A 22,838-nucleotide genomic window follows, 5' to 3' on the forward strand; every position below is an offset into this window, starting at 1 on the left:
CTAGAACCAGCGCTCGCCGACGAACACGGTGTCGCCGGGGTTCAAGGGGGTGCCGAGCGGCACCACGGCGCGCATGGAGCCGCCGTTCTCGGTGTGCGTGATGGTGACCACGTCGCGCTTGGCGCGGGGCGAGAAACCGCCGGCGATTGCGACCGCACTCTCGACCGTCATGTTCGGCACGTAAGGATATTGGCCGGGCGCCGTGACTTCGCCGAGAATGAAGAACGGGCGATAGGCCTCGATCTCGACCGCGACCGAGGGCTCGCGGATGTAACCGTTGCGCAGGCGCGCGGCGATCTCGCCGGCAAGGCCCGCCGTGGTGCGGCCGCGGGCCGGCACTGCACCGATCAGCGGCATGGTGATGGATCCGCCGGCGTCGATGGCATAGCTGTTGGTGAGACCTTCCTGGCCGTAGACCACGACGCGGAGCTTGTCGCCGGCGTCGAGATGGTAGGAAGCGTCATAGCGCATCGGCGCGGCGTAGCCGACCGGCATCGGTGCGGGCGAAGAGGCAAAGGAATTACGCAGCGCGCCGATGGCGCCGCCGCCATCAGCGACGACAACCGGCTGCGGCGCACTGTAGGGCTGGCCATAGGCCATGGAATCGAGATCGGCGCGCGGCTGCATCACCGCGACGGGGCCGGCGGTCTGCATGCAGCCGCCAAGGGTCAGCGCGGCGGACGCTGCCAGGGACGCTGCCAAGATCGACCATCGAAACGCGCGTGCAACCGGCACCGGACCAATCCCTCGAAACGAGACGGCTTAAGTGATGCACCGGTTATGGTTAATAAAGCGTTGAGCGGGGCGGGGTGCTTTGCGGGCGCGATAGCTGCCGCACACTCCGTCATGCCCGGGCTTGTCCCGGGCATGACGAACTTCTGGTGGGACCTACGCGCTCACGCCGACGCCGATCGGGCAGGACACGCCGGTGCCCCCTAAGCCGCAATAGCCGGCGGGATTCTTCGCCAGATATTGCTGATGGTAGTCCTCAGCGAAATAGAATTCGCCTGATGGCGCGATTTCGGTGGTGATGGCACCGAGGCCTTTTGCAGCAAGCGCCTTCTGATAGAGCGCCTTCGACTCGTCGGCCGCCTTCTTCTGCGCATCGGAATAGGTGTAGATCGCGCTACGATATTGCGTGCCGACATCGTTGCCCTGACGCATGCCCTGCGTCGGGTTGTGGCTCTCCCAGAACGTCTGCAGGAGCTTCTCGTAAGACAGCTTGTTCGGATCGAACACGACCAGCACCACTTCGGTGTGACCGGTTCGTCCCGAGCAGGTCTCTTCATAGGTCGGGTTCGGCGTATGGCCGCCGGCATAGCCGACGGCGGTCGTGTAGATGCCATCGCCGAGCTGCCAGAACTTGCGCTCGGCGCCCCAGAAGCAGCCGAGCCCGAACACGGCCTGCTCGAGGCCAGCGGGATAAGGCGGCTTGAGCTTGCTGCCGTTGACGAAATGGGTGGTCGCGGTCGGAATGGCTTGCGCACGGCCAGGCAGCGCTTCAGTTGCGCTCGGCAATGCGGTGGTCTTGCGCATGAACAGCATGATTGGATCTCCGCAGACGAGCCGTCCGTCGCCCGAGCCAGATGCTCAGGCGGCGTGCTCGCGATCAGGTGGGAATATAGGGATCTACGCTGGCGAGAGCGGCCTTGTTACGCCGCTCGCCTCGCGAGCGCTCAATCCCGGGAATTGAGGATCAATCCCGGCGGGAAGCTCAATCCCGGGAATAGCCGATCAGCGGTTTCCGCGGCCGGAACAGGATCATCAGCAGGATGCCGAGAATGCCGAGGACGGCGAACACCGGCTGATCCAGCAGCAGGCGGATCACCGAGGTCCAGAGCCAGGGCGCCTTGGCCTCGACCCAGGTGCGGAATGCCGATTGGCTGGCCTGATTGATGTCGTTCCAGAACTGGCCGAACCGGGTGAATTTGAGGGTCTGGTCGGCCACCCAGCGGGCGCCGTCATAGACCATGAAGATGAACCCGCCAGCGAGCAGCAACAGCCCAATCAGTCGGAAAAAACCGCGGATCATGCCTCACCTTATATGGTCGTCCGATCGGAGGAGCCGACAAAACGCCGCCAGCCAATAGCCGGGAGACGGCAGAAATTCAACCTCTTCAGGGCGTTACGACGCCCCTGGAGCGCCCCGGGGGCCGCTTTTCCAGCCTGGAAAGCGTTGACGGTGCCGAAGACCCTCTCTATAAGGGCGCCAACTGGCGGCGGGCGCAATCCTGCCGCCGCTGTTCTTTGAGCAGTTGCAGGCTCCCTGGGCTTAGAGCTCTTTGCGGCCTCATGTTCCGGGGACAGCCCAGCAACCGAACACCCTAAATCCGAGCGTCGATTCCGCGGTCAAGCAAGCCGGCGCTACCCGACCAAGACGCGACCGGTACCCGCAAAGGATATTGAGACCATGGCCAATACCACTTCCGCCAAGAAAGCGACGCGCAAGATCGCCCGCCGCACCGCCGTCAACAAGTCGCGCCGCACCCAGATGCGCGGTGCCGTGCGTAACGTCGAAGAAGCCATCGCGACCGGCGACCGCGCCGCTGCCGTGAAGGCGCTGGCGAATGCCGAGCCCGCCTTGATGCGCGCCGCCCAGCGCAACATCATTCACAAGAACAACGCCAGCCGCAAAGTCTCGCGCCTCACCGCGCAGATCGCCAAGCTCGCCAAGTAACGAGCCAGGTAACGGCGAACCAATCGGTCGGCCGATCCGATCGAACATCGCACGCGTCAAACAGCCCGGCATCGCGCCGGGCTTTTTTGTTGCCAGTCATATTCACTCAACCGGTCACGCCACAGTCGATCTTCGATCGGAAGGTTTGCACCGCCTGCGCTATTCTTCGTTCCGTAGTTCTACCTGCCGATGTCTTGCAACAGTGGAAACTTTCACCGCGTTGCAAAAACCCCTGTGCTGCGGGGCTAAGATGAATTCGCGCACGCAGGAGTTCTGCACACCGTAGATTCACCGGAACGCGCGTGGCTATGGAGTTACCCTGTGAAACGAGACTCAAAAAGCGATGTCTCGCTAATCACTTATCGACATAGCGACCGCAAGCATTTGGAAAATTCGCCGACACGTCCGGCGCGTGACGAATTTGTAAAAATTTTTTTAGCAGTGACGGAGAATTGTCACATGATGCCCGGCATTCTCGATTCTGTGCACGAATCCAAAAACTTGCTTCCGAGCCTGTGAACAACTCCCGCGCGGCGTTAACCGAGGTCAAGTTTTTTGACGCCTCAAGTGTGAATCAATTTCGTTGCGAGTCTTTCCGCATAGTGTATTCCTTAAGTCGTCAGCGGCGCCCACGATCTTCAGACCAGCGCGGTTTAGGAAACGGGGCGAGCGTGCAAATCGGCGGCGGTGTGCACGTAGGCGACGCTTCAAAAAGCGAATGTCGGATCAAAAACCCATAGCAATATGGGAATGGTATCTCTTTGTCTGAATGTCTCCAAGCGGGATCTTGCGTATCCCGATCGCGCGAGACGCACGGACATCGCAAAGTTACCCCGACACGAGCGATGGCGAAGCCGAGCGGACGAACAGTGCAGACGGGCAGGGCATCAGCGATTTTTCGTCGCGGGTGTCTTCAGAAGCAGGACCTTGTCGTGAGCGATCACGGCAGGACGGGGAGGTATCATGGCCTACGGATTCAACGCGGTATTGACACAAGTTCCATCGTTCAACGATGCCGTCTCCGATCCGTCCAGCGTTCAGCCTCCCACGTGCGAGGGCGCGTCGAGTACGCGCTGACCTCGCGAACTCTCCATCTCCGACATCGCTGATCTGACCCGCGGCGTTTGCGCCGAACGGTCGAGCTATGCCTGACGATGGACTCGCTTGAGGTCGCGCCATGACCAGGGAACCCCTGCATGGCGCTCACCACGCAACCTTATCTCTCAAGAGAAGTTTTTTGACGATGACAATGGAACAGGATCGCTGGTCACGCGTGAAGGGTCGGCTGCGCTCGACCGTCGGCGAAGACGTTTACACGAGCTGGTTTGCGCGCATGGATCTGGAAGGCGTGCAGGACGAGAGCGTGCGCCTCTCGGTGCCGACCCGGTTCCTGAAGAGCTGGATTCAGGCTCATTATGCCGAGCGCGTGTTGTCGTGCTGGCAGGCCGAGATGCCGGAAGTGCATCGCATCGACCTCACGGTGCGTTCGGCCGTGCGCCCGGTGATACAGCCGAAGGAAGCCCCCGCGCCGGTCGAGACGCGACGCACGCCCACACCGGAGCTGCGCTCGACCGCGACCGCGCCGGTGTCGGCCAATCACGATGCGCTCGGCGGCTCGCCGCTCGATCCGCGCCTGACTTTCGCGAGCTTCGTCGTCGGCCGTTCCAACACGCTGGCGCATGCAGCCGCGCGTCAGGTCGCCGAAGGTCGCCGCGGCGACCCGGTGATGTTCAACCCGCTCTACATCCATGCCGGCGTCGGCCTCGGCAAGACGCATCTGCTCCAGGCGGTGACCTGGGCCGGCAATTCCGGTAACGAGCGCAAGGTGCTGTACCTGACGGCAGAGAAATTCATGTACGGCTTCGTCGCCGCGCTGAAGACGCAGACGGCGCTGGCCTTCAAGGAAGCGCTACGCGGCATCGACGTGCTGGTGATCGACGATCTGCAGTTCCTGCAGGGCAAGTCGACCCAGGCCGAGTTCTGTCACACGCTGAACGCGCTGATCGATGCCGGCCGCCAGGTCGTGATCGCCGCCGACCGGCCGCCGTCCGATCTCGAAAGCCTCGATGACCGCGTCCGCTCGCGGCTCGCCGGCGGCCTCGTGGTCGAGATGGGCTCGCTCGGCGAAGAGCTGCGTCACGGCATCCTCAAGTCGCGCGTCGCCGCGGCCCGCGCCCATCATGCGACCTTCGAGGTACCGGAGGAGGTGCTGCATTATCTGGCGCGCACCATCACCCATAACGGCCGCGACCTCGAAGGCGCGATCAACCGCCTGCTGGCGCACTCGAAGCTCAACAACCGGCCGGTGACGCTGGAGATGGCGGAGCACGAGGTGCGCGACCTGGTCCGGCCGCAGGAGCCCAAGCGGATCAAGATCGAGGACATCCAGCGCGTGGTGGCGCGGCAGTATAATGTCAGCCGCTCCGACCTGCTCTCCTCGCGCCGCACCGCCAACGTGGTGCGCCCGCGCCAGGTGGCGATGTATCTCGCCAAGACGCTGACCCTGCGCTCACTCCCCGAGATCGGCCGCCGCTTCGGCGGGCGCGACCACACCACGGTGCTGCACGCCGTGCGCAAGATCGAGGCCCTGGTCTCCAAGGACACCGCGCTGTCCGAGGAAGTGGAGTCGCTGAAGCGCCAGCTTCAGGAATAAACGCCTAAGGCACTCCTGCCATTCTCCCGCCGCCCCGGCCATGCCTGGGCGGCGGTTTTCATTTGGGCGGTAAATCGTGGGAATCGTGCGGAACTGGCCCCCGATCCCTTGAATCCGGGGGCCATCCGAGCCACCTTGCGCGACCCTGGCGGCTTTGGTCATATCGGTTGGATGGCCCTGACCTGCCGGGGTCATCGGTGCCGCGGCGGGGCTTTTCGACCGCCCGGCGTCTTCATTTTGGGGATCGGGCGAGTAGTGCAATGAAGGTTACGGTCGAACGCGCGCAACTCCTGAAGTCACTGGGCCACGTCCACCGCGTGGTCGAGCGCCGCAACACGATTCCGATCCTCGGCAACGTGCTGGTCCGGGCCGAAAACGCCAAATTGTCGCTGAAGGCAACCGACCTCGATCTCGAGGTGACGGAGACGCTGCCGGCGGAAACCGCGACCGCGGGCTCCACCACCGTGCCAGCGCACATGTTCTACGACATCGTGCGCAAGCTGCCCGACGGCTCGCAGATCGTGCTGGAAGCCGACGGCGACCGCGCGGTGCTGGCGATCCGCGCCGGCCGCTCGCGCTTCACGCTGCAGACCCTGCCGGAGAATGATTTCCCGGATCTGGCCGCCGGCGACATGTCGCACTCCTTCTCGCTCGCCGCCAAGGACGTCAAGCGGCTGATCGACCGCACCCAGTTCGCGATCTCCACCGAGGAGACCCGCTATTATCTCAACGGCATCTACCTGCACGCCGCCGGCACGCCCAAGGCCGCCACCTTACGCGGCGTCGCCACCGATGGCCACCGCCTCGCCCAGCTCGATTTGGTGCAGCCGAAGGGCGCCGAGGGCATGCCCGGCGTGATCGTGCCGCGCAAGACCGTCGGCGAGGTGCAGCGCCTGATCGAGGATACCGACGCCGAGATGACGATCGAGCTGTCGCAGGCAAAAATCCGCTTTACGATCGGGAACGTCGTGCTGACCTCGAAACTGATCGACGGCACCTTCCCCGACTACGGCCGCGTCATCCCGCAGGGCAACGACAAAGAGCTCGTCGTCGACAAGAAGGACTTTGAGAACGCGGTCGACCGCGTCTCGACGATCTCCAGCGAGCGCGGCCGGGCGGTGAAGCTGTCGCTGTCGCCGGGCAAGCTGGTGCTGTCGGTGACCAATCCGGATTCCGGCAGCGCGACCGAAGAGCTCGAGGTCGAATACGCCTCCGACGCCCTCGATATCGGCTTCAACTCCCGCTATTTGCTCGACATCGCAGCCCAGATCGAAGGCGACGTCGCAACGCTCAGGCTTGCCGATCCGGGCTCGCCCACCCTGGTGCAAGACCGCGACGACAAAAGCGCATTGTACGTGCTGATGCCGATGCGGGTGTGAGGGACGTGCTCCTCCTCTCGGGATACCTTGTACGCGGAGACAACCCCTCGCCCGGCTTCGCTGCGCGAAGCCACCCTCTCCCACAAGGGGGGAGGGTGAAGCTACAGCCTTCCCTGTCGCCACAAGCGCGACGCACATTGTTGTGCCCTCTCCCCTTGTGGGAGAGGGCATCTCCGCTGGCGGATACACACTCAGTCGGGTGAGGGGTTCGTGCCGCAGGAGCCATCCCATCGGCCAGTCGCCAAGCGTCTCCGCCAATTCGCGAAGAACATGCGGCACGAACCAACCGATGCTGAAACCGCAATGTGGCGCTTGCTGAGGGATCGTCGGCTCTCCACTTTCAAGTTTCGCCGACAGGTACCGTTCAAAAACTACATTCTCGATTTCGTCTGCTTCGAGAAGCGCCTCGTGATCGAGATCGACGGAAGCCAACACTCGGAATCGCAGCGAGACGCGACGCGTGAGGCGACGCTTGCTGCCGAAGGGTTTTGGACATTGCGCTACTGGAACAACGACGTGCTACAGCAGCCCGCTTCTGTATTGGAGGATATCCTTGCAAAGCTTGCCGGGCGGTAAGATACCCCTCACCCGTCGCCTCACTGCGTGAGGCGCCACCCTCTCCCACAAGGGGAGAGGGGAAGAATCGCGCCAGAACGAATAACTGATGACCCCCTCCCGCATTCATCGCCTGACGCTGACGCATTTTCGCAATTATCGGGCGGCGGGGCTCGAGACGGCGGCTGACATGGTGGCGCTGGTCGGGCCGAACGGGGCGGGCAAGACCAATTGCATCGAGGCGATCTCGTTTCTGTCGCCGGGCCGGGGCTTGCGGCGGGCGACGCTGGAAGACGTCGCCGACAACCAGGGCGACGGATCCTGGGCCGTCTCCGCGCAGGTCGAGGGCGCGCTGGGGCTGGCCACGCTCGGCACTGGCATTGATGCACCGCGCTCTGACGCCGCCGTAAGCCGGCGCTGCCGCATCGACCGCGAGCCGGTGGGGTCCGCGACGGCCTTCGGCGACCATATCCGCATGGTGTGGCTGACGCCGGCCATGGACGGGCTGTTCATGGGCGCAGGCTCGGAACGGCGGCGCTTCTTCGACCGCCTGGTGCTGGCGATCGACAACGAGCATTCCAGCCGCATCAACGCGCTGGAACGGTCGCTGCGCTCGCGCAACCGCCTGCTCGAAACTCGCAATTACGACGACCATTGGTGCGACGCGATCGAGCGCGAAACCGCGGAGCTTGCGGTCGCGGTCGCGGCAACGCGCGGCCAGACCGCGGCAAGGCTCACCGGCATGCTGAATGCACGCGCGCAGGCCTCCGCCTTTCCCTCGGCGCAGATCGCGCTCGACGGCTGGATGGAGAACGCGCTGCTGACCGAGACGGCGACGTCGGTCGAGGACCGCTACCGCCAGATCCTGCGCGACAACCGGCCGCGCGATGCCATCGCCGGCCGCACCACCGACGGCCCGCATCTCACCGATCTCCAGGTGATCTACGCGCCGAAAAGCATGCCGGCGCGCGATGCGTCCACGGGCGAGCAGAAGGCGCTGCTGATCGGTCTGGTGCTGGCGCATGCGAGTCTGGTCGCCGAGATGACCGGCATCGTGCCGCTGCTGCTGCTCGACGAGGTCGTCGCCCATCTCGATCCGAACCGCCGCGCCGCGCTGTTCGACGAGCTGCGCAAGCTCGGCGCGCAGGTGTGGCTGACCGGCGCGGACCCGGCGGCCTTCGCCGAGATCGGCGCTGGAGGCGAAGTCTTCGACGTCGAGAGCGGACAGGTCTCGTCGCGACGCTAGGCCTCCGGGTTGAACCCGCTCTGTTCCATCAGCGACTAGCTGTCTGAAGCGGCGCCGACGGTGCCGCCGTTGTGCAATCGCGCGGTATTTCCCACACGCGCGATGCTTGGAGCGTAGGCATGACGACGGTAAGGCACGGGGCAAGAGCTCCTGCGCGATGGCAACTTCTTGCGTGCGGCCTCGCTCTGTTCGCGAGCTGCCTGCTCGCCGCAAGCGCCGGCGCCTGGGTATCGAATTTGTCGCCACTGTTCTCAGTCGCGCTCGCGCCGGATCCCGATGCGCGGCTGCCCGCGCCGACCCGCTACCTCTATCGAGGCACCCACACCACGGTGATGCCCGGCGTCGAAGCCCCGCTCCGCACCAGGCTCGAAACCACCGTGCCCGCAGAGCTCGGCGACGTCCTCAGCTTCTATCGCACGGAGCTCGGAAAGCTTGGCTGGCAGGAACAGCCTGATGGCGCGGTGATCGCAACCGATCACGCCCAGCTCGCTTTCGCCTCCCCGCTGGGGCCGGCCGCACTCCAGCTCGCCCGCAAGGACAGCAGCACCTCGATCCATCTCGTGCAGAAGAACGCCGATGCGGCGATTCGGGCCAATATCATGCCCGAACCCGGCCAGGCCAAGCTGGTGTTCAGCAATATCAGCGGGAGGGACGCGGCGCTCACGATCAACGCACGAACCGTCAAACGCGCCGCCGGCGCCAATGCCGTGTCGCTGGATCTGGCGCCCGGCAAGTATTCCTACGAACTGACCGTACCGGACCATTCAGCCACCACGAACGTCCTCACCCTTACCGCCGGCGATACCTGGGAGCTCACGATCGGGCGCGACGGCGACGCTTGGCCGCCGCTCCAGCTGTATTGAGCCATGCCTGCCTGATCAGGCCCGTGACGCCGCTCGTACGCCGTCCGTTGAACCTCTCCGGTTCCCATCGCGACTTCTCGTCTGAGGCCGCGCGCCGAGGTGTCGCAGTCTGCCCATGCGCAGGGCGACGGCCCGCGCAACACCCAGGAGTTTGACGATGCCGATGATCCCGCTTGGGGCGCAAGTCCCGGCAAGATGGCTGCTGCTTGCCTGCGGCGTTCTCGCGATGGCGAGCACGTCGTATCCCGCGGACGCGGCAGACGAAAGCTTCGTCGACGTCCATACGCTGCCGCGGCTGGACGGCGCGGTGGAGGATACTTCGCACCCCGACACCTATCGCGTCATCTACACTGTGCCGACCGCGCTTGCCGCCACGTCGGACGCCACGAAGAAGCTGCTGAGGGCCGACGGCTGGGTGCCCTATGTGTATCCGCTGGACGAGAAGAGTGCCGCGCTGACCTTCAAGAAGGGTCGGCTGGGGCTGCGCGTCTCCTTCACACAGGCGCGCGGGCGCTCCGACCAATCCGCCGTGTTCTACACGCCGAACCGGATCTATGCGAACGTGCCGTTCCCGGACGGCGCGACCGATCTCGCGTTCGACGAGACCCGACCCTATCTCGGCTGCATCGCGCCCGGCGCGTTCGATGCGACCTCGGAGTTCTTTGCGAAGGAAATGGCGGCGATCGGCTGGCGCAAGCTCACGCCTGAAACGTCCTCGCGCTGGCCGAACGCCGATCTTGACGGGACCGTCCCGAACGGCGTGCGCGTCTTTTACGATCACCCCGATCGCGACGCGACGCACATCTACCAGAAGCCAGTGATGCTGACCCTGACACGACGCGACGACGGCCGCACCAATGTCGACATCCGGGTGGCGCCGTTCGCGCTGCCCCAGGAGCTCGAGGCCGACGATGACATGGCCGGCCTGCCGCGGCCGAAGCTGACCAAATCTGCAAGGGGTCTTGGCAGCGCGAGCTCCAACAAGCGCGAGATGTCGGCCGCCGCGATGGCCGAGCTTCCCGCCGTGCTCGCCTTCTATCACCGCGAGCTCGCCGCGCGCGGCTGGCGGGAAGACGGCAACGCGCCGCTCGCGCCCGGCGACGAGATCGCGATCAATGTCTCATCGGCGGAGGAAACCGGCGTGCTGCGGCTCGGCCGCAAATATGATTTCACGATGATCAGTCTGACCGCGCAGGTGAAGGACTCCGCACTTGCGGCCCGCGCCAAGGCGAAGAAGGAGGCGGACGCAAGGTTCCTCGGCGATGCTTTGGGGGCGGCTCAGCAGCTCATTGCCGCCGATGAGGCCAGGCGCAAGACGCAGGCGGCCGCCCTGTCGGATACGCCGCTGAATGCGCTCGCCGACAGCAAGACGCCGGTGCCGCTGCCCGAGACCGCCGAGGGCGTGAAGTTCGAAGGCAATGACGGCCATCTCGAATTCTCCTCCACCTCGAGCGTCAAGGCGCTCACCGCGTTCTATCGCGCGTCACTCAAGCCCGCCGGCTGGAAGGAGCAACCCTCCGTCATCAACCAGCTCAACATGGCGATGATGGAATTCTCCAAGAGCGGCAAGTCGATCTCGATGACCGTGATGCAGATGGGCCCGAAGGTGAATGTCCGCGCCGACGGATCGGGGCTGGTGATGGCCGCCGCGAAGCCGACGGCCGCCGCCGAAGTGCAGGCCAAATCCTCCGAGCCGCTCAAGCCCGACCCTGAATCCCAGCTCCCCGTGCCGACGCAGCGGTCGTCGACCTCGCTCGCCACCACCAAAATGCCGGGAAGCGAGATGCCGTTCCGCCGCGAGCTGGCAGCCAGCATCGCGGCCCCGCTCGGCGATGTCCTGGCCTTCTACCGGGCCGAGCTTTCCAAGCTCGGCTGGCAGGAAAAGGCCGACGGCGCGACCGTGTCCGCCGAACGCGCACAGATCGACTTCACCTCGCCGCAAGGCCCGGCCGTGCTCAAGCTCGGCCGCGCCAAAGGCGAGACCACGGTCAGCCTGGCGCAGAAGAATCCGGATGCCGCTGTGAAGGCCGACATCATGCCGAAGCCCGGCCAGGCCAGGCTGATGCTCGGCAATATCGGGACGAAGGAAGCCTCGCTGACAATCAACAAGCAGACGGTGAAGATCGCGGCCGGCGCCGGCGGTCCGCAATCGCCGAAAGGCCCGATGCTCGACCTGCTGCCGGGCACCTACCAGTACGCCCTGCGCATGCCCGGGCGCCCGGCCCACACCGAGACCCTCACCGTCGCCGCCGGCGACGCCTGGGGCCTCCTGGTGGGGCCGAGCGGCGACGTGCTGCCGCTGCAGATGTACTGATCTACCGGGCCCCTGATGCCGGGAACGAACATGACGACAATAAAGCCTGTGATGAGAGGTCCGGCACGCTGGTTGCTGCCGCTGTGCGGTCTCGCCCTCCTCGCGGGCGGCCTGATCGCCGCAAATGCCGGCGGATGGATACCGCATCTATCACCGCACACTTCGGCTGCACTCACGCCGGCGGATCCCAACGCCGACATGCCAGTGCCGAAGCAACACAGCTCCTCCAGCTCCAACACCACCCATGCGACCGGCATCGAAATCCCGCTGCGGGTCGGACTCGAAGCCCATGTGCAGGCCCCGCTCACTGCTGTGCTCGCCTTCTACCGCACGGAGCTCGCAAAGCGCGGCTGGGAGGAAAAGCCTGACGGCACTGTGGTTGCCGCCGATCACGCTAAGCTCGCCTTCGTCTCCCCGAAGGGCCCGGCAACATTGAAACTTGGCCGTGCGAAGGACGAGACCATTGTCGAGCTGGTGCAGCGGAATACGGAGGCCGTGGCCAAGGCCAATTTCCTGCCGATGCCAGGACGAGCGCGGCTGATCTTCGGCTATCTTGCGCCCGGCGTGGCTTCGCTCGCGATCAACGATCAGACCATCAAGATCGCGGGCGGCGAAAATCACCCACAAACGCTGGATCTGCCGCCCGGCACGTATTCCTACCAGCTGGTCGTGTCGGGCCATACGTTGCGCACCGATACCATCACCGTGGCCGCAGGCGAGACCTGGTCCCTCCAGTTGGGTGACGACGACAGGAAGCCGGATCAGATCTACTGACCCCACAGACCTGTTCCCGGGCGCCACAGCACGTCGGAACAGGTCGCTGCGACCCCGCAAAATCCACGCCTTTGAAGGCTAAAAAGGGGGTCTCGAATCGGGCTTTTCGCGAGCCCCAGAATCGGCCTTCGAACACCTTGAAAACCGGCCCAAAAACCCCATTTAGTCAAAGGGTTGCCGGAAGATACTTTGCGCTAGGCGCAATCTCTCTTTCATGGCACAAATAGCTCGCAAATCAGCGCCTTTTGCGCGGCTGATTCGGGCGACATCTCGAAGGCCTCTCATGACAGAACCTGCTCGGCAGACACCTGCCGAAAACGAGCCCTCCAATCCGAGCGATTACGGCGCGGAATCGATCCGCGTGCTCAAGGGTCTCGATGCCGTTCGCAAGCGCCCGGGCATGTATATCGGCGACACCGACGACGGCTCGGGCCTGCACCACATGGTCTACGAAGTCGTCGACAACGCGATCGACGAAGCGCTGGCGGGCCACGCCACGCGCGTCGACGTCGTGCTCAATGCCGACAATTCCGTCACCGTGCGCGACGACGGCCGCGGCATTCCCGTCGACATCCACAAGGGCGAAGGAATCTCGGCAGCCGAGGTCATCATGACCCAGCTGCACGCCGGCGGAAAGTTCGACCAGAACTCCTACAAGGTCTCCGGCGGCCTGCACGGTGTCGGCGTCTCCGTCGTCAACGCGCTGTCGAGCAAGCTTGGCTTGCGAATCTGGCGCGACAACAAGGAGCACTACATCGAGTTCGCCCATGGCGATGCCGTCGCACCGCTGGTGGTGGTCGGCGACGCGCCGGGCAAACGCGGCACCGAAGTGACGTTCCTCGCTTCGGGCGAGACCTTCAAGAACATCGAATATGATTTCGCCACGCTCGAGCATCGGCTGCGCGAGCTCGCCTTTCTCAATTCCGGCGTCAACATCGCCCTCTCCGACATGCGTCACGCAGTGGAGAAGCGCGAGGAGATGCACTATTCCGGCGGCGTCGAGGAATTCGTCAAATATCTCGACCGCAACAAGAAGGCGATCGTGCCTGCGCCGATCATGGTGCGCGCGGAAGCCAACGGCATTGGCGTCGAGGCGGCCTTGTGGTGGAACGACAGCTACCACGAGAACGTGCTGTGCTTCACCAACAACATCCCGCAGCGGGACGGCGGCACCCATCTCGCCGGCTTCCGCGGCGCGCTGACGCGCCAGGTCAACGGCTATGCCGAGGCCAATGCGAAAAAGGAAAAGATCGCGCTGACCGGCGACGATTGCCGCGAAGGCCTCACCGCCGTGCTGTCGGTGAAGGTGCCCGATCCGAAATTTTCGTCGCAGACCAAGGACAAGCTGGTGTCCTCGGAAGTGCGCCCCGTGGTCGAGAACGTGCTCAACGAGGCGCTCCAGGCCTGGTTCGAGGAGCATCCGAGCGAAGCCAAGATGATCGTCGGCAAGGTGATCCAGGCCGCCGCCGCGCGTGAGGCTGCGCGAAAGGCGCGCGAATTGACGCGCAAGAGCCCGCTCTCGGTCTCCTCGCTGCCCGGCAAGCTCGCCGACTGCCAGGAGAAGGATCCGGCCAAATCCGAACTCTTCATCGTCGAGGGTGACTCGGCAGGCGGCAGCGCCAAGCAGGGCCGCAACCGCGAATTCCAGGCGGTGCTGCCGCTGCGCGGCAAGATCCTCAACGTCGAACGCGTACGCCCCGACAAGATGCTGTCGTCGGAACAGATCGGCACGCTGATCACCGCGCTCGGCACCGGCATCAGCGACGAGTTCTCGATCGAGAAGCTGCGCTATCACAAGATCATCGTGATGACGGACGCCGACGTCGACGGCGCCCACATCCGCACGCTGCTGCTGACCTTCTTCTACCGGCAGATGCGCGACATCATCGACGGCGGCTATCTCTATATCGCCCAGCCGCCGCTCTATAAGGTCTCACGCGGCAAGTCCGAGCAGTATCTGAAGGACGAGAGGGCGCTGGAGGACTATCTGATCGACGCCGGCCTCGACGACTGCGTGTACATCCCCGGCACCGGCGGCGACCGGTCCGGCCGCGATCTGCGCGCGCTGGTCGACGACGCCCGCGTGGTCCGCAGCATCCTGCGCAATCTGCACAGCCGCTATAACCGCAAGGTGATCGAGCAGGCCGCCATCACCGGCGTGCTGAACAAGTCGATCTACGGCAATCCCGAGAACGCTGCGGCCGCCGCACAATACATCGCGAGCCGGCTGGACAATCAGGCCGAAGAGGTCGAGCGCGGCTGGATCGGGCAATATGTGGAAGGCCAGGGCTTCCAGTTCGAGCGCACCGTGCGCGGCGTCAAGGAAGCCGCTGTGATCGACGATGCGTTCCTGGGGTCGGCCGAAGCCCGCAAGCTCGACGAGTACACAACGAAGCTACAGGACGTCTACGCCCGCTCCGGCAAGCTGCGGCGCAAGGATACCGAGCACATGGTCCATGGCCCGGTCGACCTGTTCGAGGCGGTGACCGAGGCCGGCCGCAAGGGCATCTCACTGCAGCGCTACAAAGGTCTCGGCGAGATGAACCCGGAGCAGCTCTGGGAGACGACGCTCGACACCGACGTGCGCTCGCTACTGCAGGTGAAGGTCAAGGAGGTCGACGAGGCCGACGACATCTTCACCAAGCTGATGGGCGACGTGGTCGAGCCGCGCCGCGACTTCATCCAGGAACATTCGCTGAGCGCGACGATCGACATCTGAGGGCTCGCTGCTTCCACAGCGTCGTGGCCGGGCTTGTCCCGGCCATCCACGTCTTACCCCGCCAAAGAACGTGGATGCCCCGGACAAGCCCGGGCATGACGGCTAGACTAATCCCAGCACCCTGAACCTCACCACCCGCCGTCGCGACGAAGTGGCATGATCCCGTTGGCCGGTTCCGGCCGGGAAGTGTCGTGCCATGACCGCCTCTGCAACAACCAGTTCCGCCCTCCCCTCCCGCCGCCTCGGGGTGATCGGCAGCATCATCGGCGTGCTGGCGCTGGTCGCGGCCGTATTGCCGCATTGGGTCATACCTGCGATTTACCCGCCACCGCCGGCGGACAAGGTGATTGTCGACACCGGCCATCGCCTGAAGGATCGCCTGATCGCGCGCGTCAAGGGCGTCGAGTACCAGGCCCCGCCGCGGGAGAAGTCGACCGGGAGCCAATTGAGGGAGGCGTCCTCGATCGCGGCGATCTCACTCGGTCTGCTTGCCATCCTGCTCTCGGTCCTCGCCCTCGTGTTTCGCGAAGAGAGGCTCCTGGCAGGCGTCGCGGCCGCACTTGGGGCCGGCGCCATTGCCGTCGAAATCTCCTTCCTGGCGATGGGCGTGCTGATGCTGATCGTCATCCTTTATGTGGTGGCCAATATCATCGGCTTGTTCTAAACGCCGGATACGGCGGGCCCATTCAGGCCAACGCGCGGCCTTCCGCCGCGACAAGTGCAGAATTGCTACCCTGCTCAATTCTCGGTAGTTTCCGCTCCCGAAGCAGCCCGCCCCAACGCAACAGGACGGAGAAAACCGACGTGGCGCCCATCCAATATATCGTCGAGGGCGGTCACCGGCTCTCGGGCTCGATCGAGCCATCCGGCAACAAGAATTCAGCGCTGCCGATCATCGCCGCCGCCCTGCTCACCGAGCATCCGGTGACGCTGGAGAACGTGCCGCGGATCCGCGACACCGAGACGCTGGTCGAACTGATCCGCTCGGTCGGCGCGGCGGCGGAATGGACCGGGCGCAACACGCTTCACATCCATGCCAAGAGCATCCGCGCTGCCGATCTCGACCCTGAGCTCTGCGTGCGCATCCGCGCCTCGATCCTGCTCGCCGGCCCCCTGCTCGCGCGCTGCGGCGAGGTGATGCTGCCGCCACCCGGCGGCGACGTCATCGGCCGCCGCCGCCTGGACACCCATGTGCTGGCGCTGGAGCAGTTGGGCGCCAAGGTCACCGCGACCGACCGGCTCGAATTCCGCGCACCCAAGCTTGCCGGCGCGGACGTGTTCCTGGACGAGCCGAGCGTCACCGCGACGGAGAACGCGCTGGTGGCGGCGGTCGCCGCCGACGGCGTCACCCACTTGCGCAACGCGGCCTCCGAGCCCCATGTGCAGGACCTCGCCAACTTCTTGGTCGCGCTTGGCGCGAAGATCGAGGGCATCGGCACCAACACCATGATCATTCATGGGCCGGCAACGCTGGGAGAAGCGACCTATCGGATCCAGCCCGACCATATCGAGGTGGGCTCGCTGATCGGGCTTGCCGCCGTGACGCGCTCGCCGCTTCGCATCACGCGCGCCGGCGTCGAGCATCTGCGCTCGATCCGCATGGGTTTCGAGCGGCTCGGCATCGTCTGCCGGGTCGAGGGCGACGACCTGATCGTGCCGTCGAACCAGACACTGAAGATCCAGGACGATTTCGGCGGCCACGTGCCGAAGCTGGAGGACCAGCCCTGGCCGGCCTTTCCGGCCGACCTGATGTCGATCGCGATCGTCACCGCCACGCAATGCGAGGGCGTGATCCTGATGTTCGAGAAGATGTTCGAATCCAGGATGTTCTTCGTCGACAAGCTGATCGCGATGGGCGCGCGCATCGTGCTGTGCGACCCGCACCGCGCCATCATCGCAGGGCCCAGCCGCCTGCACGGCGCGACCATGACCTCACCCGACATCCGCGCCGGCATGGCGATGCTGCTGGCCGCCGTGTGCGCCCAGGGCACCTCCACCATCAACAACGCCGACCAAATCGAGCGCGGCTACGAGCGCATCGAGGAACGGCTGAACGCGCTGGGCGCAAAGATCAAGCGCGTGCCGGAACGGAAGGGCTGAGGTTCGCCCTCGTCCCGACCACAGTATCGTAGGGTGGGCAAAGCGACTTGTCCGCCGTAGCTCGTAGAGCGAAGGCGGAAGCGTGCCCACGCCCTCTGTTGCAATATTGGAAAGGTGGTGGGCACGGCGCTGGCGCGCCTTTGCCCACCCTACGAGACCGAGCTAACGGATAGAGAGCACCTCACCTCTCGCTCTCACGGGCCATGTTTTCGTCGCGCGGCCGTGCTAATGAGCCGCCATGCTCGACACCGTCCAACATCATTCGCAGCCGCAAGCCGGCGTGCCGCAGAACCATCTCGCCGAAGAGTTCGTCGAGACGCTGCGGCTGGCCGTGCCGATGATGCTGACGCAGCTCGGGCAGATCGCGATGATCACGACCGATCTCGCGCTGATCGGGCGGCTTGGCGAGAATGCGGTGGCCGCGGCGGCGCTGGCGCACACCGTCTATTTCGTTAGCTTCACCTTCGGGCTCGGATTGATGGCTGCGGTGTCGCCGCTGGCGGCGCAGGCGTTTGGCGCCGGAGATGTCAGGCTAATCCGCCGCTCCTTGCGCGTCGGCCTGTGGATCGCGCTGCTGATCTCGCTGCCGATGATGGCCTCGCCGCTCTATGGCGAGCGGATCCTGCTCGCGCTCGGACAGGCGCCGCAGTCGGCCGCGCTGGCCCAGCGCTATCTCAACGGCCTGGCCTGGGGCATCGCGCCGGCGCTCGGCTTCATCGCGTTGCGCAGCATGATGAGCGCGGTGAACCGGCCGCAGCCGCCGCTCTGGATCACGCTCGCGGCGATCCCGGTCAATGCCGCGCTGGTCTATGCGCTGATCCACGGCCTGTTCGGCCTGCCGGAGCTCGGCCTGTTCGGCGCCGGACTTGCGACCACGATCGTCAACCTCGGCACGTTCGTCGCCGTGCTCGCGATCGCAGGGCTGCGCAAGCCGTTTTCGGACTACCGCCCGCTTGCCCGCCTGTGGCGGATCGATTGGCCGCTGATGCGTCAGCTGATCGCGATCGGCGCACCGATCTCGTTTTCGCTGCTGCTGGAATATGGCCTGTTCTCCTCGGCAGCGCTGCTGATGGGGTTGATCTCGACCGCCGCGATTGCCGCGCATCAGATCGCGCTGCAGATCACCGCCGTGCTGTTCATGGTGCCGCTCGGCATCGGGATGGCGGCCACCGTGCGGGTCGGCCACGCCTTCGGCCGCGGCGAGCCGGCGGCGGTGAAGCGCGCCGGGCTCGTCGCCGCCTTGCTCGGCATGGCGTTGGTCTCCGCCCTGACGATCGCCATCATCCTCGGCCGCTACCAGTTGGGCCGGCTGTTCTTCGGCAGCGGTGAGGCGAGCGCGGCCACCATCGAGCTGACCGCGACGCTGCTGCTGGTCGGCGCCACCTTCTTCATCGCCGATGGTCTGCAGACCATCATGGGTGGCGCGCTACGCGGCATCAACGATACGAGAATGACACTGCTGTTCGCGGCAATCGGCTATTGGGGCATCGCCTTTCCCATCGCCTGGGTGCTGGCCTTCAACGCGGGGCTCGGCGCGGTCGGTGTCTGGGTCGGATTTTCGCTCGGGACATTCGTCTATGCCGGGCTCTTGATCTTGCGCTTCCGGATGCTGACGCGCAGACTGGCGGGATGAACGGAGCCGTCCGCGAAGTCACGCCTGAGGTCGATGCCAACACGCTGCTGGCAGGCGCGCAATTCGTCGACGCGTTTCGCGTCGAGATCGGCGCAGCGACGGTGAATGCCCGCGAGGCCTGCACCCGGATGGTGCTGCACGGGCCGCGCTGGATCGACGTGCTGCTGCGCCTGCGCAACATTCTTGTGACGCCGTTCGGGCTGAAGACGTCGGGCGAAGGCGCACCGGCGCCGCACGGATTGATCGGCCTCTTTCCGGTGGTCGACGAAACGCCGGAGCGGCTGGTCGCGGGTTTCGACGATTATCATCTCGACTTCCGCATCGTCGTCGACGTAGCCGGCGACGCCGCGGGCCGACAGGTCACATCGACCACGCTGGTGCGGACACACAATCTGCTTGGCCGGACCTACCTCACGCTCATCATGCCCTTCCACAAGCTCGTGGTTCGCAGCATGATGACAGGGATCATGGAGCCGGCGCGATGAACCGTCCGGGCCGACATTGACGAACACCGCCCGCGTTCAGCCCACCGGCCCCGGGGTCCAATTGTCCCCTGCAAGCGGACTCACTCTCACATCGGGAATGACCCCGAGGTCCATGCTTGGATCGAAATGGCGCATCGTCCGCTCATTGAGGTCAATGATGCGGCCAGGTCTCAGTGGCCCCACGTCATTTATCTTGACGATGACCTTCTTGCCCACGGCTTCGACGAGGGCATATTTCGGCCTCGCGCCAAATTGAACCCCGCCGAATTTGCGACGCAAGCTCGTCTTGATGGCAGCCGTCCAGGCAGAGGGATCATAACGCTCGCCGGTGGCTGTCTTCGGACCGCCCTCCTCCTTGCCGGGCTTGAACGGATTGTACGTGGACGCCGCGCCAACGATCGCATCGCCGGAGGCGGCATCGACGACGTCACTTGAGTGATCCCCACGTGTTTCACTTCGAGCAACGGCAACAGAGAAGGCGAGCGCAACCAGGGCGCCGCAAATTGCGGCGCTCGAGCGGAATAGCATCATGAGTCCTGTGATTTTTTAGATTGGCCGGTTCCAGAACCGCAAACGTGGTCAAGCGAACGCAGAAGCGTTCATGAACTTGCGCCAATCGTTTTGCGGATTCGAGCCAACCCCTGGCTACGGAACCGTCGTGGGAACCGGAGTGGTCCTCACGTAGTGTTTTAGCTTCACACTGACTAAGACAGAGATTGCGTCAGCAGCATGACCCGATGGAACCTGGCGCGTGCAGCGTCTCAGGCAGCCGATCAGCCAAGCCGCGCGACGTGCGCATTGCTGTCGAAAGCCGACGTTTACGAGGACACGCCGAACTCACTCCGCAACGCGCGCGGTCCTGTCGTCCGAGACCTCCGACCATTCGCCGACGACGCGGTCGAGGTCGCACAGATTCTGATGCATCTGCTCAAGTGAGAAACCGAGTGCGAAGAAGCGCTCGGCAGTGTCGCTGGCATGGCCGCGGATCAGGCCGTCGTGGCGCACGGCGGCAACCGCTTCGGCGTAGTGCTGAAGCGCGACGTGGACCGGATGGATCGGCGGCGCGCCGGCTCCTTCGCGCAAGGCCGCTGCGGCCGACCGCAGGAAGCGCGCGATCACGGTCGAGACTTCCGTCAGGGGTGCTGCGAGCCGCGTCTGCACCTCGATCGGCAACGGCACCACGGTGGCGCGGCCAATCATCACGACGTCATGACGCAATCGCAGGACCGTTCGCAGCAGCGGCCCGGTGTCCGGACCGCTCGACAGCCGCGCCGCGCGCTCGCGCTCGGCTTCAGTGCCGATGGCATTGAGACCAACCATCGCGGTGCCGATCCCGTCCTGGATCCGGTGCAGCGCGTCGTTGTCGCGGCCGCGGGTGAGGCCCGCGAGCAGCTCGGTGAAGGCATCGGCGATCAGCTCGAGCAGGATCGCGGCGCTGGCACGGATCTGCCGTACCGCGCGCGAGGGCAGCACCAGGAACGAGACCAGCAATCCCGTGATGGCGCCGACCGCGACCTCGCTGACACGGTCGATCGCCGACGTCATGGGATCGGAATGATGCATGGTCGGAACCAGGAGCACGATCACGGCGGTCACGGTGGCGGCGCTGAGGCTCGGATTGATCGCGGCGATGAAGGCGAGCGGCGCGACCGACAGCACCAGGAGACCCAGCAGGCCCGCTTCGCTGGAATAAGGAATCAGGATCGCGATGGCGCCGCCATAGATGGCACCGCCGATGGTGCCGAGCATGTAGTCGCGCGTCGCCTTCAGCGAGCGGCCGACGCTCATCTGGGTCACGATCAGTGAGGTCAGCACCGCCCAGAGCGGCAATAGCAGATGCAGCGCGGTGGCGAGCGCATAGGCCGCGGTCGCGGCGACCGTGACCCTGATCGCCAATCCCAGTTGCGTCCGCCGCGACCTGATCCGCTCCCACACCTGTCCTGCGAATGCCATGGTCAGACGTCCCAATCTTCTCAGGCCAAGCAAAAGCATGGCTGATGCCCGCGGCCCCAAGGCCGCTTGAAAGGCCAAATCAGCCCGCCTAACTTGCGCGCCAAAACGAGGAAACACGATGGCCCACGAAACCGCAACGCTCGCCGCCTACGTCTTCAACCTGGAATACCAAGATATTCCGGCCGAGGTGCTGGATCGCGCCAAGGTGCTGACGCTGGACTTCCTCGGCAGCGCGATCCGGGCCAGGCGCGAGGCGGAATCGACCCCGTCGATGCTGAAAATGCTGGAGGCGCTGGCGCTCGACACCAAGGGCGAATCCACCGTGTTCGGCGACTCCAAGACCTGGACGCCCGCGATCGCGGCGCTGCTCAACGGCGCGCTCGGCCATTCCCTCGATTTCGACGACACCCACGCCGATTCCTCGCTGCATCCGAGCGCGCCGGTCGTTCCGGCTGCCTTCGCCATCGGCGAGATGGTCGGCGCTTCGGGCCGCGACGTGCTGACCGCGATCGTCGCGGGTTATGAGGTCTGCTGCCGGCTCGGCAACGCGCTCGATCCGACCTCGCATTATGCGCGCGGCTTCCACCCGACCGCGACTGCCGGCACCTATGGTGCGGCCGCGGCGGCCGGAAAACTGTTCGGCCTCTCCGAGCAGCAGCTCATCGCCGCCTTCGGTGTCTCCGGCAGCCAGGCCGCCGGCTCGCTGCAATTCCTGGTCAACGGCGCCTGGAACAAGCGCTACCAGGTCGGCGCCGCCGCGATGAATGGCGTGATCGCCGCGACGCTGGCGCGCAACGATTTCGTCGGCGCGACCGAATCGGTCGAGGGCAAGCACGGCCTGCTCGCCGGCTACACCGACGATGCGCATCCGGACAAGGCGGTCGCCGAGCTCGGCAAGACCTACGAGACCATGAAGATCGGCGTCAAACCGTATCCGAGCTGCCGCTACACCCATGCCGCGATCGACGCGCTGATCGCGATGCGTCGCGAGCACAATCTGACGCCCGACCAGGTCAAGCGCGTCGAGATCGGCCTGCATCGCAACGGCATCACACTGACCGGCGATGCCGCCACCAAGCGTCATCCGACCTCGATCGTCGGCGGCCAGTTCTCGATGTTCTTCACCGGCGCACTCGCGCTCGACCAGGGCTCGTTCGGCTGGGACGATTATGGCCGCCTTGGCGACGCCGCCATCGACGCGCTCGCCGACAAGTTCGACGTGGTGCAGGACGACCGGCTCGAGATCGGCCGCACCCATCCGTTCGGCGCCCGCGTCAGCATCACGACGGACGATGGCGTGCATGAGCGGCTCTATGCGGATCCGTCCGGCGAGCCGAATTCGTTCCCCGACGCGCAGGCGATGCAGCAGAAATTCCTGACGCTCGCGCGCCCCGTGCTCAACGCGCGCGCGGAAAAATTCGCTGATGCGATCATGACGCTGGAGCGTTTCGACCGTGTGGCCAAGGCGACGGAGCTGGGGCGATAAC

The 22,838-nt window shown here is 65.0% G+C and carries 19 protein-coding genes; 14 read left to right on the top strand and 5 right to left on the bottom strand.

Features of this window, described 5'->3' with window-relative positions:
- The 3 genes from XI04_RS23825 to XI04_RS23835 all read right to left on the bottom strand — a co-directional run bounded on the left by XI04_RS23825 (nt 1) and on the right by XI04_RS23835 (nt 2,032).
- Nucleotides 1-735, bottom strand: coding sequence for a polysaccharide biosynthesis/export family protein (locus XI04_RS23825; protein WP_028139551.1), 735 nt, complete (start codon nt 733-735; stop codon nt 1-3).
- 153 nt (nt 736-888) lie between these two features.
- Nucleotides 889-1,545 (bottom strand): peptide-methionine (S)-S-oxide reductase MsrA, encoded by a 657-nt coding sequence (gene msrA / locus XI04_RS23830; RefSeq protein ID WP_028139550.1) that lies wholly within the window; start codon nt 1,543-1,545, stop codon nt 889-891.
- A gap of 169 nt (nt 1,546-1,714) precedes the next feature.
- Nucleotides 1,715-2,032, bottom strand: a complete 318-nt coding sequence (locus XI04_RS23835; RefSeq protein WP_028139549.1) for a hypothetical protein — start codon at nt 2,030-2,032, stop codon at nt 1,715-1,717.
- 378 nt (nt 2,033-2,410) lie between these two features.
- On the opposite strand from XI04_RS23835, the gene rpsT reads away from it, so the two are divergent.
- The 13 genes from rpsT (at nt 2,411) to XI04_RS23900 (ending at nt 19,398) form a co-directional block, all read left to right on the top strand.
- Nucleotides 2,411-2,677, top strand: a complete 267-nt coding sequence (gene rpsT, locus XI04_RS23840; RefSeq protein ID WP_018319466.1) for a 30S ribosomal protein S20 — start codon at nt 2,411-2,413, stop codon at nt 2,675-2,677.
- 1,243 nt (nt 2,678-3,920) lie between these two features.
- Nucleotides 3,921-5,330: a chromosomal replication initiator protein DnaA gene (gene dnaA / locus XI04_RS23845; RefSeq protein ID WP_028139548.1), complete on the top strand. Its 1,410-nt coding sequence runs from the start codon at nt 3,921-3,923 to the stop codon at nt 5,328-5,330.
- 260 nt (nt 5,331-5,590) lie between these two features.
- On the top strand, nt 5,591-6,709 hold the full coding sequence (gene dnaN, locus XI04_RS23850; RefSeq protein ID WP_018319464.1) for a DNA polymerase III subunit beta: 1,119 nt from the start codon (nt 5,591-5,593) through the stop codon (nt 6,707-6,709).
- Nucleotides 6,710-6,919: 210 nt separating this feature from the next.
- On the top strand, nt 6,920-7,285 hold the full coding sequence (locus XI04_RS23855; protein ID WP_028139547.1) for an endonuclease domain-containing protein: 366 nt from the start codon (nt 6,920-6,922) through the stop codon (nt 7,283-7,285).
- Between the two features lie 88 nt (nt 7,286-7,373).
- Nucleotides 7,374-8,510, top strand: coding sequence for a DNA replication/repair protein RecF (gene recF / locus XI04_RS23860; RefSeq protein ID WP_028139546.1), 1,137 nt, complete (start codon nt 7,374-7,376; stop codon nt 8,508-8,510).
- Nucleotides 8,511-8,629: 119 nt separating this feature from the next.
- Nucleotides 8,630-9,373 (top strand): hypothetical protein, encoded by a 744-nt coding sequence (locus XI04_RS23865; RefSeq protein ID WP_028139545.1) that lies wholly within the window; start codon nt 8,630-8,632, stop codon nt 9,371-9,373.
- Between the two features lie 157 nt (nt 9,374-9,530).
- Nucleotides 9,531-11,687 carry a hypothetical protein gene (locus XI04_RS23870; RefSeq protein ID WP_271610270.1) on the top strand — a complete coding sequence of 719 codons (2,157 nt, stop codon included), beginning with the start codon at nt 9,531-9,533 and terminating at the stop codon, nt 11,685-11,687.
- 72 nt (nt 11,688-11,759) lie between these two features.
- Nucleotides 11,760-12,461, top strand: a complete 702-nt coding sequence (locus XI04_RS23875) for a hypothetical protein (RefSeq protein ID WP_271610269.1) — start codon at nt 11,760-11,762, stop codon at nt 12,459-12,461.
- Nucleotides 12,462-12,744: 283 nt separating this feature from the next.
- Complete coding sequence (gene gyrB / locus XI04_RS23880) at nt 12,745-15,180, top strand: DNA topoisomerase (ATP-hydrolyzing) subunit B (protein WP_028139542.1); 2,436 nt, start codon at nt 12,745-12,747, stop codon at nt 15,178-15,180.
- Between the two features lie 196 nt (nt 15,181-15,376).
- Entirely contained in the window at nt 15,377-15,844 is a 468-nt protein-coding gene (locus XI04_RS23885) for a hypothetical protein (RefSeq protein ID WP_271610267.1), read from the top strand.
- Nucleotides 15,845-15,984: 140 nt separating this feature from the next.
- Complete coding sequence (murA, locus tag XI04_RS23890; RefSeq protein ID WP_028139540.1) at nt 15,985-17,280, top strand: UDP-N-acetylglucosamine 1-carboxyvinyltransferase; 1,296 nt, start codon at nt 15,985-15,987, stop codon at nt 17,278-17,280.
- A gap of 238 nt (nt 17,281-17,518) precedes the next feature.
- Complete coding sequence (locus tag XI04_RS23895; RefSeq protein WP_271610266.1) at nt 17,519-18,913, top strand: MATE family efflux transporter; 1,395 nt, start codon at nt 17,519-17,521, stop codon at nt 18,911-18,913.
- Nucleotides 18,910-19,398, top strand: coding sequence for a DUF2867 domain-containing protein (locus tag XI04_RS23900; RefSeq protein WP_028139538.1), 489 nt, complete (start codon nt 18,910-18,912; stop codon nt 19,396-19,398). The genes XI04_RS23895 and XI04_RS23900 overlap by 4 nt, the downstream gene beginning before the upstream one ends.
- Before the next feature lie 36 nt (nt 19,399-19,434).
- On the opposite strand, the gene XI04_RS23905 is transcribed toward XI04_RS23900, so the two are convergent.
- Together XI04_RS23905 and XI04_RS23910 are read right to left on the bottom strand one after the other, a co-directional pair.
- The gene (locus XI04_RS23905; RefSeq protein WP_018319450.1) at nt 19,435-19,929 is read right to left on the bottom strand and encodes a septal ring lytic transglycosylase RlpA family protein; all 495 of its coding nucleotides are present in this window, start codon (nt 19,927-19,929) and stop codon (nt 19,435-19,437) included.
- A 306-nt stretch (nt 19,930-20,235) separates the two neighbouring features.
- Complete coding sequence (locus XI04_RS23910; RefSeq protein WP_028139536.1) at nt 20,236-21,351, bottom strand: FUSC family protein; 1,116 nt, start codon at nt 21,349-21,351, stop codon at nt 20,236-20,238.
- 118 nt (nt 21,352-21,469) lie between these two features.
- Here XI04_RS23910 and XI04_RS23915 point away from each other — a divergent pair, with 118 nt between their 5' ends.
- Nucleotides 21,470-22,837 (top strand): MmgE/PrpD family protein, encoded by a 1,368-nt coding sequence (locus tag XI04_RS23915; RefSeq protein WP_028139535.1) that lies wholly within the window; start codon nt 21,470-21,472, stop codon nt 22,835-22,837.
- The last annotated feature ends 1 nt before the right edge of the window (nt 22,838 follow it).

Origin of the sequence: Bradyrhizobium sp. CCBAU 11430 (assembly GCF_028128855.1) — a bacterium.
GTDB classification, from domain to species: domain Bacteria; phylum Pseudomonadota; class Alphaproteobacteria; order Rhizobiales; family Xanthobacteraceae; genus Bradyrhizobium; species Bradyrhizobium ottawaense.